Genomic DNA, 13,888 nt, shown 5'->3' on the forward strand with positions numbered 1-13,888 from the left:
GACCGCATGTACAAACTTGAAGTCCAAGACCTGCATAAACGCTATGGCAGTCATGAAGTGCTCAAAGGCGTGTCCCTGGCCGCCGCGGCCGGTGATGTGATCAGCATCATCGGTTCCAGTGGTTCGGGCAAAAGTACCTTTTTGCGCTGCATCAACCTGCTGGAGCAACCCCACGCCGGCAAGATTCTGCTCAATAACGAAGAGCTGAAACTGGTGGCCAACAAGGACGGCGCCATGAAGGCCGCCGACCCGAAACAGCTGCAGCGCATGCGTTCGCGCCTGTCCATGGTGTTCCAGCATTTCAACCTGTGGTCGCACATGACTGCGCTTGAAAACGTGATGGAAGCGCCGGTGCACGTGCTGGGCATGTCGAAAAAAGACGCGCGTGAAAAGGCCGAGCACTACCTGGCCAAAGTTGGTGTGGGCCATCGTAAGGATGCGTTCCCCGGCCACATGTCCGGCGGCGAGCAGCAGCGCGTGGCGATTGCCCGTGCCCTGGCGATGGAGCCGGAGGTGATGCTGTTCGACGAACCGACCTCGGCCCTCGACCCGGAACTGGTCGGCGAAGTGCTCAAGGTGATGCAGGACCTGGCCCAGGAAGGCCGCACCATGGTGGTGGTGACCCACGAAATGGGCTTTGCCCGTGAAGTCTCGAACCAGTTGGTGTTTTTGCACAAAGGCATCGTCGAAGAACGTGGCAACCCGCGTGAAGTACTGGTGAACCCGCAGTCCGAGCGGTTGCAGCAGTTTCTTTCCGGTAGCTTGAAATAATCAAGACTGCTTTTGTGCACTCAAATAGTGCATATTTCGCAGCCTTGAGGTCGCCTCGTTCCCTGTGGGAGCTGGCTTGCCTGCGATAGCGATATATCAGTAACCAGTGTGGCAACTGACCCACCGCCATCGCAGGCAAGCCAGCTCCCACATTGGATCTCCATATGTTTTGAGATTTGTGTTCGTTTACCGGCTAGCATTGGCCCTTGTCTTCATTACTGTTACTCGCTTCGGATAGCCCCTAAATGACCGCCCATAAAATTGGTTTCCTGATTTGGCCCAGCACAAAAGCACTCACGCTTGCGCTGGCTGAGGAGGCTTTGCGCGTTGCTCAACGGGTGCATCCGGACGTGGTGTACGAACTGTCGTTCTTGCAGGCCGAGCCGCGCACCGAAGGTGCCTGGCAATTACCGGGCGAACCGTGGGCCGGCAAGCTTGAAGGCTTTCAGAAGCTGTTCCTGCTGGCGGACGAACCACCTACCGTCATTGCGTCCCAACTCAGTACTGCACTCAAGCAGTTGGTGCGCGCCGGGTGCGTGATCGGCGGGTTGTCGGCCGGTGTGTATCCCTTGGCTCAGTTGGGTCTGCTCGACGGCTACCGCGCCGCCGTGCACTGGCGCTGGCAGGACGACTTCGCCGAGCGCTTCCCCAAGGTGATCGCCACCAGCCATCTGTTTGACTGGGACCGCGACCGCCTGACCGCCTGCGGCGGCATGTCGGTACTCGACCTGTTGCTGGCGGTGTTGGCCCGTGATCACGGCGCCGAACTGGCCGGTGCGGTCTCCGAAGAACTGGTGGTGGAGCGCATTCGCGAAGGCGGCGAGCGCCAGCGCATCCCACTGCAAAACCGCCTGGGTTCCAGCCATCCGAAGCTGACCCAGGCCGTGCTGCTGATGGAAGCCAATATCGAAGAGCCGCTGACCACCGACGAAATCGCCCAGCATGTGTGCGTGTCACGACGACAACTCGAGCGGATCTTCAAGCAATACCTCAACCGCGTTCCCAGCCAGTATTACCTGGAACTGCGCCTGAACAAGGCCCGCCAGATGCTGATGCAAACCAGCAAGTCGATCATCCAGATCGGCCTGTCGTGCGGCTTCTCCTCGGGGCCGCACTTCTCCAGCGCTTACCGCAACTTCTTTGGCGCCACCCCGCGTGAAGACCGTAACCAGCGGCGTAGCAGCAGCCCGTTTGAATTGTCGTCGGTGCCGTCCGAGCGCGGTTGAGTGGCCTTTATTGTTCGGTTTCTTCTTCTGATACGTCGGTTGACGACGTTGGGCTTAGTTGCGCGCGCTGCCTGACCTCCGGGATGCCAAAGTCCACTCCGGTGCGATTGTAATACGGCACCAGCAGGGTGATCGTTTCAGGCGAGAGCGTGTTGCCGCCAAGAACGAAACCATCGGCCCTGTCCGGCGCCACCTCAAGCAGGTCAGTGGGAAGTTCGGTTATCCGGTTGTTTCTCAGGTCCAGTTGATCGAGGGATGGCAGGTTGAACGTCCCGTTGGGTACCTCGGTCAGGCCGGCATTTTCGATGATCAGGGTGGATAACCCGGACATCTTGCTGACGTCGGGCGTGATTCCCAGGGGGTTACCACTGAGGTCCAGGTACTCAAGGTTTTGCAGGTCGCTCAAGGCGTCGGCGCTGGTTGCGGTCAACCGCATACGGCTATGGGACAGGATCAGTGTCTTGAGCTTGGTCAGCTTGAACACATCGGCGGGAATGTCCGGCAGGGCATAACGATGAATATGCAGGGTTTCCAGGTTGGGAAAACGCACAAGAAAGCCTTCGGGAATTGAGGTGGCTTGCTCTGCGCTCAACTCCAGTTTCGACACATGTTTAAAGTCCATATTCAGCACCGGTAAATCGCCGAGTAAAGGCAGTTTCAGCGCCATTTCATGATCGGTGGTCGGCGGCTCCTGGCTTGAATCCAGACCGGTCTCCCGTCGCCAGCTTTCCTCCAGCAAGGCCTTGAGCTGGTGGCGAAGCAGTTGCTGTTGCGCTCGTACGCCTTCGTCCATGGGCGTGTCTATGAACGGGTACCGTTCAGGTATATCCAATGCCCACTCCTGCAAGTCTGTTTGCAGTCGCTCGTAGTCGGTTTTCAAGCGCAGGAGTGCGGGCATTGAGTCATTCAGCTCACCGGGCAACCTGAAGATAAAGTTATTCGCCTCGTCGTCAGTGAAGGTGGGGTAAAGCTCATGAACCAAGCGACGCTCGAATGGGTTGGCGTCTGCGCCGAAGTGTTCGCCGGTTCTCTGGCAGTAACGTTTGATCTTTTCCAGGGTGGCGCGTGAAAGGGGGTTGCCCGACAAATCAAACGCTCTAGCCCGTTCGGCGGGCAGGCTGAACAGCGCGTCGGGTAGCCTGCTCAGGTAGTTGCCGCTGAGGTCGGCGCTCGTGAGCTGAGGGCGATTGATCAGGTGTTCGGGGAATAGCGAAATATGCGTCTGGCTAAGGTTCAGCGTCTGCAACTCAGGCATTTGCCCAAGGTTGGGAGAAAGTGACAGCTGGTAGTTGCGGGAAAGGTCCAGGCTTCTCAATTGGCTCAAAGTGGCAAGCTGTGCACGGCTTTGTGTGGTCAGGTTAAGGTTGCAATTGCTCAGCGTCAGCCGATTGAGCTGGGTGCGCGCCATGACTTCGGGAGGCAGTATGTTGAGTGCTATGTCGCTGATATCCAGCGTGCGCAGGTTGGGGAAGTGGGCCAAAAAGGCGGGTACGCCTTGGGTGGTGGGATAACCCTTCAATCTCAGGTTGCAGATGTGGTCGAAGTTGGCACTGATGGTGGGCAGTTCGCTTTGCAAGGGGGCGTCGAGGTGCAATTGGCGGCCAAGAGAAAACTCGCTGTCCTCCGGGGTCTCGTGCCGCCAGGCACGGAGCAATTGGTGGGTCCAGATCCAGCGATTAAGTTTCTCTTCGGCAACGGTTGAGGAGAAAAGCGGTACTTCGGTGTTGAGGAAGGTTTGAGAGAGGTTGGAGCGCCAGGTCGCCAGGTCGGTTTCCAGTCGTGAAAATTCAGCCTTCAAATAATGAAGCGTCTGTAAGGGCGAGCCAGGGTGGCTTCGCATGGCGTTCAGTACATAGTCCACTTCTGCTGGGGCGAGGCGGGGATACAGTTCGTGTACTAACAGCGCCTCAAGGTTATTTGTGTTGCCAGGGGCACTCGCGTCGTAACCCTCCATGCCGCCGGGCAAGCGCATCAGCTTAGGGTCGTAAAAGGGCTTGCGCACCGGCGCAGTTGCCAGCAGCTCCCCCAGCGGCTCACGGGCCAGCGCGTACTGGCGCAAGGTCTGTTTCAGCAGTGGGCCTTGGCCAATGTGGATACCCAGCGCGTCGCGTTGCGCGTCGGGCAGTGCCTGGAGCACGGCGGTATAGAGGTCGGTTTCGCCGAACAGGGTGCCCTTGCCGTCTTCGGGAACGTAATCGCCATCAATGGCGCGCACCAAGGTGCGTTGGATCGGTGCCTGCAGCAGGCCGATGGTGTCCCGTACCGTACCGGTGCGGCTGAAGTCGCGCACTTCAAGGCGTACCTGCGGCGACCACCCCGGCAGCTTTTCCAGGGAATGCAGCGCGAGTTGTTCTGTGTCGTTGCTTTCCAGGGCATCCATGTACAACCCTTCATACGCTCGACTGATCCTGACCTGATGCGCAGCCCAGCGTGCGCGCTCCACCAGATGGGGTGGCAGACTACCGTGATCCATGGCCAGCAGGTCTTGGCCGCTGGCGCCGAACAGCACCTCGTGCGCCGCACTGGTGGGCAGGCCGGGCGCACTGTCGATGATTTTTTGCAGGCGCGGGTCATCGGTGGTTTCCAGCCCTCGGTAGCGGGAGTCAAACAATGAAGCGCGCTTGGCCTGGGCTTGGCGTGCCAGCTGTTTACGCAGTTTGGCCGCGCGCACGTGCAGTTGGGTGGCGGGGGTGCCGAATTCTTCCTCAAGCAGGATTTTGCGTTCTGATTCGTCCAGGGTTTCCAGCAGCGTTTTGAGAAAATCACCATTTTTCATCTGGGCTTCATGTATCTGAGCCACCGCCGAGTTTTCCTGGCCTTTATGCTCCCAGACGGTCTCACCTTTCGCGTTGAGAAAGCGCAAGGTCTTGGACTCGGGCCACAGGCCGGTCTGACTCAACAGCCAAAGCTGGGTTTGCGGGTCGGCTTTTTGATACTGCGCAGGGTCGTCACTGTTCATCTGGTCGATAAAGTCTTGCAGTTGCTGATCAATGGCGACGCGCTTGAGGGTGTCGGCCAATAGTGGAGGCGGTGGTTGGCGGTCCATATGCAGCTTGCGCAGGGCGGCATCGTCGGCGCCGCTGATGCGATGCGCCCATTCCAGGCGCGTCTCACTGAGTGTGTCAGCCGGTGGGCCGAGTCGACGCAGCAAGGTGCTGCGATCCCAGGTCAGCGGGCGATCTGTTGCTGTCAGCCAGGCGCCCTTGCCGTTGCTGATGATTTGCGGGCGGTAAGCGTGCGCGCGGGTAGAGTGGGCAAGGAAAGTGTTACCCAATTTCTTCTTGATGGAGAAGTGTTGTCCATTGAGTGTCAGGATCTGTTTATCCGCATGGGCATATAGCCCTTCGTGATTGGGGCGTGACTCGGGCGGTAGTTGAATGTCATGGGTGTAGGGCGCCAGGTCGGGCTTCCACAGGCGGGTCTTGCCGTCAGTTGTGACCGGGGTGAGCCGCTCAAAAAAGCGCCACAGTTCGTTGGGCAGTGCCTGTCGCAGCAAACCTTCGGCAATCGGTGCGCCGACTGCGAACATACCCAGTTGCACCATTTGCTCGAGGATCGACATCAGGTGCCCGAAGGCTTCACGCTTGAGGCCCTCAGCCCAATCGATGATGCCCTCGAATACGTCGTCGAGCAGTTGGTAAGCGGTGTAGCCCAGCATCAGCGCGCCCAGTGGTGGAAGGAAAGGGGTCACGATGAAGGCGGCGACTTCGAGAATGGCGTTAGCGACCTTCTGCACAATGTCCCAGCGTTGCCAGCGTGCCTTGCTGTCGGCGTCTGCGGTGGAGATGGCGGTTACCCGAGCGTCATTGAGCAGCTTGTCGAGCTTGGTCTCGTACAGGTGTTCGTAAAGATCACCGGTGATTTTCGTTGCATAGAACTGCAGGTTCGGGTTGACCACCGGTTCGTCGCGCCAGGCGGGGCGTGAGTCGCCGGGCTGCGGCGAGTGCCAGACGACTTTGGATAGCCGGCTGTTGAGGTCTGCAAAGAAGTAGCCGCGGTATTCTTGGTTGACGAAGCGGCTGAAAAACGCCTGGTAGTCGGCGTCGCGCAGCTTGTCGGCCAGGTCGCGCATGAATGCTGTGCCGTCGGGGTAATACTTGAGGGGCGCCAGTGGGTCGCCGGGAATGTACGCCACTATGGGGACTGCGCTTCGGTGCTGCTCCAGGTCGGCGGCGAACAGCACTATGCCGGTCAGCGGTGAGCCCATCAGGCTCAGGTCGTGGTTGAGCAGTACCTTGCCCTGGAGTGTCAAGCCTCTGAGGCCGTCGAGCTGCGCCTGGAGTGTGCGCAGCGTCGATTCGCTCGCGTCTTTTTTCAGGCGCGCCATGTGCACGCAGGTTTGCGCCTCGGCTTTGAGATTGGCGATTACCTTGCTGCGCAGCGATGCCTGCAGCGTGGCGTTCTGGAAGCCGAAAAAGCCTTTGAGGTAGCGTTGGTACTGCGCGCCGATGTCCAGCTCGCGGCACAGTCCGACGAATTGCGCGATGCTGATTTTTTCGGTCACAGCGGGCAGGGTGTCGAATTGCCCAGCGGCTGAGGGTTGGGTGATGAAGGTGGAGTCGGTGGTGTAAGCGGCTTTTTCGCCTTCGGCGGCGTCGAAATTGTGCAGCGCTGCGTCCACCAGCGACACGGTCCAGGCCTTGACGCCTCCCAAGTCCACAGGGAACAGCGGAACCGTCACGGGGGCGTAGAGGCGCAGGTAAGTGGCGGTGACATCCAGCTCAATGCCAAAGCGGGAAGTAAGACCCTGTTGCAGCAAGGGTGCCGCGAACGCTTGGGGCGCTTGCAGCGCTGCCAGGGCGGTGTCGAGCTGGTTTTGCGTGGCCCAGCTCTCGGCCATGGCTTGCTGGAGGGGGGCTTGTTGCTGGCGGCGGGTGTCGGCCTGCCAATCGGCAAACTCAAGCCGGGTGTTTTTCAAAGTCTCGCGCCGCGCGCTTGAGGCGTTGCCCAGCCATTGCGGCAGGCGGGTGTGAGCCCCGGCGGGCACCCTGCTGGCGGTGAGTGTCAGGTGTTGGGTGAGCGTGGTTTGAGTCAGGGGAGGCACGTGGCTGATCCTTCAGTGGGTTGAGTCACCGTCATCACAGCAAGTCTGATTGGCGTACAGGGGGCAGATAGTTAATACAACCTTCGAAATCAGCGGGCGATGCCCCTGCCTCTCAAACGATGCAACGTTTAAACTGCGCCATTGCGACGCTATTTGTCGCATTGGCGTAAACCCGCCAAAAACGCGGGTTGGCGCTATAAGAAGTTGTCGCTTGGCGGCAAGGCCGCGCTGAAAACTGTCCTTACAATCCCTGCATCGCCCGCCAGTTCCAGGCAGGCGTTCCTCTTCAGGAGACTCCGATGTCCGTTGAGCAAGCCCCGGTGCAACGTGCCGATTTCGACCAAGTGATGGTGCCCAACTACGCACCTGCCGCCTTCATTCCCGTGCGTGGCGCAGGTTCGCGCGTTTGGGACCAGGCCGGTCGCGAGCTGATCGACTTTGCCGGCGGCATCGCGGTTAACGTATTGGGCCATGCCCACCCGGCGCTGGTCGGTGCACTGACCGAACAGGCCAACAAGCTGTGGCACGTCTCCAACGTGTTCACCAATGAGCCGGCGTTGCGCCTGGCCCATAAGCTGATCGACGCCACCTTTGCCGAACGCGTGTTCTTCTGCAACTCCGGCGCCGAGGCCAACGAGGCCGCATTCAAGCTGGCCCGTCGCGTTGCGTTCGACCGTTTCGGCACCGAGAAGTACGAGATCATCGCCGCGTTGAACAGCTTCCACGGCCGTACTCTGTTCACCGTCAACGTCGGTGGCCAGTCCAAGTACTCCGATGGGTTCGGGCCTAAAATCACCGGCATTACCCACGTGCCTTATAACGACCTGGACGCGCTCAAAGCGGCCGTGTCGGATAAAACTTGCGCCGTGGTGCTGGAGCCGATCCAGGGCGAAGGCGGCGTATTGCCAGCCGAACTGGCTTACCTGCAAGGCGCCCGCGAACTGTGCGACGCCAATAATGCGCTGCTGGTGTTCGACGAAGTGCAAACCGGCATGGGCCGCAGCGGCCACCTGTTCGCCTACCAGCATTACGGCGTGACGCCGGACATCCTCACCAGCGCCAAGAGCCTGGGCGGTGGTTTCCCGATCGCAGCCATGCTGACCCGTGAAGACCTGGCCAAGCACCTGGTGGTCGGCACCCACGGCACTACTTACGGCGGCAACCCGCTGGCCTGTGCGGTCGCCGAGGCGGTGATCGACGTGATCAACACCCCAGAAGTACTGGCCGGTGTGAACGCCAAGCACGACCTGTTCAAGGCGCGTCTTACGCAGATCGGCAAGCAATACGGGATCTTCACCGAAGTGCGCGGCATGGGCCTGCTGATTGGTTGCGTGCTGAGCGACGCGTTCAAAGGCCGTGCCAAGGACGTGTTCAACGCGGCCGAAAAAGAAAACCTGATGATCCTGCAAGCCGGCCCGGACGTGGTGCGTTTCGCCCCAAGCCTGGTGGTGGAAGACGCGGATATCAACGAAGGCCTGGACCGCTTCGAACGTGCTGTGAAGACGTTGACGCAAGCTTGATGGACCGCTTGGCGCCTGGTGATCCGGGCGTCGAACAAAAATTCTAAAGGCCGGACCGGATCAAATGTGGGAGCCGCTTGTGTGGCGAGGGAGCTTGCTCCCGCTGGAGTGCGAAGCGCTCCCAAAATCTTGGGGCCGCTACGCAGCCCAGCGGGAGCAAGCTCCCTCGCCACACAAGCCCTCTCTGATTGAAAACCTGTCCGGCATTTTTCCCCCTATGAGTTTTTCGAGTTAAGGAGTGACACCATGCTGGTGATGCGCCCCGCGCAAATGGCTGATCTGGGCGAGGTACAGCGTCTGGCTGCGGACAGCCCGATTGGTGTCACCTCCTTGCCGGACGATGTGGAACGCCTGAGCGATAAAATCGCTGCCAGCGAAGCGTCTTTCGCGGCCGAGGTGAGTTTCAACGGTGAAGAAAGCTATTTCTTCGTGCTCGAAGACACTGAGACCGGCAAGCTCGCCGGCTGCTCGGCCATCGTCGCGTCGGCCGGTTACTCCGAACCGTTCTACAGCTTTCGTAACGAGACCTTCGTGCACGCTTCCCGCGAGCTGAAGATCCACAACAAGATCCACGTGCTTTCCCAGTGCCACGACCTCACCGGCAACAGCCTGCTCACCAGTTTCTACGTGCAGCCTGCGCTGGTTGGTTCGCCGTGGTCGGAACTCAATTCCCGTGGCCGCTTGCTGTTCGTCGCCAGCCACCCCGAGCGCTTTGCCGACTCGGTGGTGACCGAGATTGTCGGCTACAGCGACGAGAACGGTGATTCGCCGTTCTGGGACGCCATCGGTCGCAACTTCTTCGACCTCAACTATGCCGCCGCCGAGCGCCTGTGCGGGCTTAAAAGCCGCACCTTCCTCGCCGAGCTGATGCCGCATTACCCGATCTACGTGCCGCTGTTGCCGGACGAAGCCCAGGAAGCCATGGGCCAGGTGCACCCGCGTGCGCAAATCACCTTCGACATCCTCATGCGCGAAGGTTTTGAGACCGACCACTACATCGACATCTTCGACGGCGGCCCAACGTTGCACGCACGGGTTTCGGGCATTCGCTCGATCGCCCAGAGCCGCGTGGTGCCGGTAAAAATCGGCGAGATGGTCAAAGGTGTCGGCCGCCAGTACCTGGTGAGCAACGCGCAGTTGCAGGATTACCGCGCGGTGATGCTGGAACTGGACTACGCGCCCGGCAAGCCGGTGACCCTGGACCTGGAAGCGGCTGAAGCCCTGGGCGTTGGCGAAGGCGCAAGTGTGCGTCTGGTAGCGGTTTAAAAAGAGAGTTTCGCGGGTGGCTGCAAAGCGGCCCGTCTGAGGAGATAGCATGATCGTTCGTCCCGTACGCAGCAGCGATTTACCGGCCCTGATTGATCTGGCGCGCAGCACCGGCACCGGCCTCACCACCTTGCCGGCCAACGAGGAGCGCCTGACCCATCGAGTTGGCTGGGCGGAAAAAACCTTTCGCGGTGAAGCCGGGCGGGGTGATGCCGACTACCTGTTCGTGCTGGAAAACGACGAAGGCCGTGTGGTGGGCATTTCTGCCATTGCCGGTGCCGTCGGCCTGCGTGAGCCTTGGTACAACTTCCGGGTCGGCCTCACGGTCAGCGCTTCCCAGGAGCTGAACATTTACCGCGAGATTCCGACGCTGTTCCTGGCTAACGACCTTACCGGCAATTCCGAGTTGTGCTCGTTGTTCCTGCACGCCGATTACCGCACCGGCCTCAACGGCCGCATGCTGGCCAAGGCGCGCCTGCTGTTTATCGCCGAGTTCCCGCAGCTGTTCGGCAACAAGATCATTGCCGAGATGCGTGGCGTGTCCAACGACGCCGGGCGCTCACCGTTCTGGGAAAGCCTGGGCCGGCACTTCTTCAAGATGGAGTTCAGCCAGGCCGATTACCTCACCGGCGTGGGCAACAAGGCGTTTATCGCCGAGCTGATGCCGAAGTTTCCGCTGTACAGCTGCTTCTTGTCTGAAGACGCGCGTAATGTGATCGGCAAGGTCCACCCGGACACCGAGCCTGCATTGAGCATGCTCAAGAGTGAGGGCTTCAGCTACCAGGGTTATGTCGATATCTTCGACGCCGGCCCGGCGGTGGAATGTGAAACCAGCAAAATCCGTGCGGTGCGCGACAGCCAGTCGCTGGTGTTGGCCATCGGCACGCCGGGGGACGACGCTACGCCGTTCCTGATCCATAACCGCAAGCGCGAGGAGTGCCGCATTACTGCCGCTCCGGCCCGGCTGGCGGCAGGCACGTTGGTGGTCGATCCGCAAACCGCCAAACGCCTGCAACTGGTGGTGGGTGATCAAGTGCGCGCTGTTGCGCTGTCTGCTGCTCGGGAGTCGAAATAATGAATTCGCTGTATATCGCAGGTAGCTGGCTGGCCGGCCAGGGTGAGCTGTTTGAGTCGCGCAACCCGGTGACCCAGCAGGTGCTGTGGACTGGTAATGGCGCCACTGCCGAGCAGGTCGAGTCGGCCGTGCAGGCGGCGCGTCAGGCATTTCCAGGCTGGGCCCGCCGCCCGCTGGAAGAACGCATCAGCGTGCTGGAAACCTTTGCCGCTGCGCTGAAAACGCGCGCCGATGAAATCGCCCGTTGCATCGGCGAGGAAACCGGCAAGCCGCTGTGGGAATCGGCCACCGAAGTCACCAGCATGGCCAACAAGATTGCCATCTCGGTGCAAAGCTACCGCGAACGTACCGGCGAAAAGAGCGGCCCGTTGGGCGACGCCACGGCCGTATTGCGCCACAAGCCCCACGGTGTGGTGGCGGTGTTCGGCCCGTACAACTTCCCGGGCCATTTGCCGAACGGGCATATCGTCCCGGCATTGCTGGCGGGTAACACGGTGTTGTTCAAACCGAGCGAACTGACCCCCAAAGTCGCCGAGCTGACCGTGCAATGCTGGGTTGAAGCCGGTTTGCCGGCGGGCGTGTTGAACCTGCTGCAAGGTGCGCGGGAAACCGGTATCGCCCTGGCGGCCAACCCTGGCATTGACGGGTTGTTCTTCACTGGCTCCAGCCGCACCGGCAACCATCTGCACCAGCAGTTCTCCGGGCGCCCGGACAAGATCCTGGCCCTGGAAATGGGTGGCAACAACCCATTGGTGGTCGATGAAGTGGCCGATGTGGATGCGGCGGTCTACACCATTATTCAGTCGGCATTCATTTCGGCTGGCCAGCGCTGCACGTGCGCCCGGCGTTTGCTGGTGCCCGAAGGCGCCTGGGGCGATGCCTTGCTGGCGCGTCTGGTGGCGGTCAGTGCGACGATTGAAGTCGGTGCATTCGACCAGCAGCCGGCACCGTTCATGGGGTCGGTGATTTCCCTCGGCGCGGCCAAAGCCTTGATGGATGCCCAGGAGTGGATGCTGGCCAATGGCGCGGTGGCGCTGTTGGAAATGACTCAGCCGCAGGCTCAGGCCGCCTTGCTGACCCCAGGCATCATTGATGTAACCGGCGTGACCGAGCGTGAGGATGAAGAGCTGTTCGGCCCATTGCTGCAAGTGATCCGCTACGCTGATTTTGCCGGGGCGATTGCCGAGGCCAACAACACTCAATATGGTCTGGCTGCGGGTCTGTTGTCGGATTCCGAAGCGCGCTACCAGCAGTTCTGGCTGGAAAGCCGCGCCGGTATCGTCAACTGGAACAAACAGCTGACCGGCGCTGCCAGTACTGCGCCGTTCGGTGGTGTGGGCGCCTCGGGCAACCACCGCGCCAGTGCGTATTACGCGGCGGATTATTGCGCGTACCCGGTGGCGTCGCTGGAAACCCCGAGTTTGGTATTGCCAGCGACACTGACGCCAGGGGTAACGCTGATCTAAATGTGGGTGCGGGCTTGTGTGGGAGCTGGCTTGCCTGCGATGCAGGCGCCTCGGTTTTTCAGTAAAACCGAGGTGATGCCATCGCAGGCAAGCCAGCTCCCACACAAGGTCAGTGGTGTGTTCAAGTAACTTGATGCCTATAAAAACAGATGTTCGTGGAGCCTCGCCGATGAAATCCTGTGAAGTCAATTTTGACGGTCTAGTGGGGCCGACCCATAACTACGGCGGTTTGTCCTATGGCAACGTCGCGTCCCAGAGCAACAGCCAGCAGTCTTCGAACCCCAAGGTTGCGGCGTTGCAGGGCCTGCAGAAAATGAAAGCCCTGATGGACATGGGCTTTGTGCAAGGCGTGCTGGCGCCGCAAGAGCGCCCGGATGTGGCCGCCTTGCGCAGCCTCGGTTTCAGCGGCACTGACGCCCAAGTGATCCAGCAGGCCGCCAAGCAGGCGATGCCATTGCTGGTGGCCAGCTGCTCGGCGTCGAGCATGTGGGTGGCCAACGCCGCCACGGTCAGCCCGAGCGCCGATACGGCGGATGGCCGCGTGCACTTCACCGCCGCCAACCTCAACTGCAAATACCACCGCAGCATCGAGCACCCGACCACCAGCCGTGTGCTGGGGGCGATGTTTGCCGACCAGAAGCACTTCGCCCATCACGCCGCGTTGCCGGCGGTGGCGCAGTTCGGCGATGAGGGCGCCGCCAACCACACGCGTTTTTGCCGTGACTACGGCGAGGCCGGGGTTGAGTTTTTCGTGTTCGGGCGCAGTGCGTTCGACACCCGTTACCCGGCGCCGCAAAAATACCCGGCGCGCCAGACCCTCGAAGCCTCCCAGGCAGTTGCACGCCTGCACGGCTTGAAAGATGACGGCGTGGTGTACGGCCAGCAGAACCCGGCGGTAATCGATGCCGGTGTGTTCCACAATGACGTGATCGCGGTGGGCAACGGCGAGGTGTTGTTCTACCACGAGGACGCGTTCCTCAATACCGAGCAGATGCTCGCCGAACTGCAAGGCAAGTTGGGCAAGCTGGGTGGCAACTTCCAGTCGGTGTGTGTGCCACGCGCCGAGGTCAGCGTCGAGGACGCGGTGCGTTCCTACCTGTTCAACAGCCAGTTGCTGACCCGCGCCGACGGCTCGATGCTGCTGATCGTGCCGGAAGAATGCCGCGCCAACGAGCGCGTCTGGCAGTACCTGCAAGGCCTGACGGCCTCCGGTGGGCTGATCCGCGAAGTCAAGGTCTTCGACCTCAAGCAAAGCATGCAGAACGGCGGTGGCCCGGCGTGCCTGCGCTTGCGCGTGGCCTTGAATGAATCGGAACTGGCGGCGGTGAACCCAGGCGTTATCATGACCGCGCCGTTGTACGAAACGCTGACCCAATGGGTCGACAAGCACTACCGCGACAGCCTGCGTGAAAGCGACCTGGCTGACCCGCAATTGCTGCTTGAGTGCCGGACGGCACTGGATGAACTGACGCAAATCCTTAAACTGGGCTCGGTTTATCCTTTCCAGATCAATTAAATCT

The 13,888-nt window shown here is 60.6% G+C and carries 8 protein-coding genes; 7 read left to right on the top strand and 1 reads right to left on the bottom strand.

The genetic code is table 11. The annotated features are described in order from the left end of the window. Positions 1-6: 6 nt before the first annotated feature. Positions 7-771 (top strand): ABC transporter ATP-binding protein, encoded by a 765-nt coding sequence (locus tag AB4P96_RS08865; protein ID WP_003214336.1) that lies wholly within the window; start codon positions 7-9, stop codon positions 769-771. A 245-nt stretch (positions 772-1,016) separates the two neighbouring features. Then, entirely contained in the window at positions 1,017-1,997 is a 981-nt protein-coding gene (locus AB4P96_RS08870) for a GlxA family transcriptional regulator (RefSeq protein WP_017138427.1), read from the top strand. Between the two features lie 7 nt (positions 1,998-2,004). Here the strand turns inward: AB4P96_RS08870 and AB4P96_RS08875 are convergent, their stop codons facing one another. Beyond that, the gene (locus tag AB4P96_RS08875) at positions 2,005-7,041 is read right to left on the bottom strand and encodes a dermonecrotic toxin domain-containing protein (protein ID WP_395600683.1); all 5,037 of its coding nucleotides are present in this window, start codon (positions 7,039-7,041) and stop codon (positions 2,005-2,007) included. Between the two features lie 299 nt (positions 7,042-7,340). Between AB4P96_RS08875 and AB4P96_RS08880 the strand changes: the two genes are divergently transcribed. The 5 genes from AB4P96_RS08880 (at position 7,341) to astB (ending at position 13,884) form a co-directional block, all read left to right on the top strand. Further along, positions 7,341-8,561 carry an aspartate aminotransferase family protein gene (locus AB4P96_RS08880; protein ID WP_236446677.1) on the top strand — a complete coding sequence of 407 codons (1,221 nt, stop codon included), beginning with the start codon at positions 7,341-7,343 and terminating at the stop codon, positions 8,559-8,561. Positions 8,562-8,807: 246 nt separating this feature from the next. Further along, a complete protein-coding gene (gene aruF, locus AB4P96_RS08885; protein ID WP_017138424.1) occupies positions 8,808-9,827 on the top strand; it encodes an arginine/ornithine succinyltransferase subunit alpha in 1,020 nt (339 codons plus the stop codon). A 49-nt stretch (positions 9,828-9,876) separates the two neighbouring features. Further along, positions 9,877-10,902 (top strand): arginine N-succinyltransferase, encoded by a 1,026-nt coding sequence (gene astA / locus AB4P96_RS08890; RefSeq protein ID WP_017138423.1) that lies wholly within the window; start codon positions 9,877-9,879, stop codon positions 10,900-10,902. Continuing rightward, positions 10,899-12,368, top strand: coding sequence for a succinylglutamate-semialdehyde dehydrogenase (gene astD / locus AB4P96_RS08895; RefSeq protein WP_169985270.1), 1,470 nt, complete (start codon positions 10,899-10,901; stop codon positions 12,366-12,368). Before astA ends, astD begins: the two co-directional genes overlap by 4 nt. Before the next feature lie 169 nt (positions 12,369-12,537). Next, on the top strand, positions 12,538-13,884 hold the full coding sequence (gene astB, locus AB4P96_RS08900) for an N-succinylarginine dihydrolase (protein WP_017138421.1): 1,347 nt from the start codon (positions 12,538-12,540) through the stop codon (positions 13,882-13,884). The last annotated feature ends 4 nt before the right edge of the window (positions 13,885-13,888 follow it).

It is taken from the genome of Pseudomonas sp. B19125 (assembly GCF_044218855.1).
In the GTDB taxonomy this organism is placed as follows: domain Bacteria; phylum Pseudomonadota; class Gammaproteobacteria; order Pseudomonadales; family Pseudomonadaceae; genus Aquipseudomonas; species Aquipseudomonas edaphica.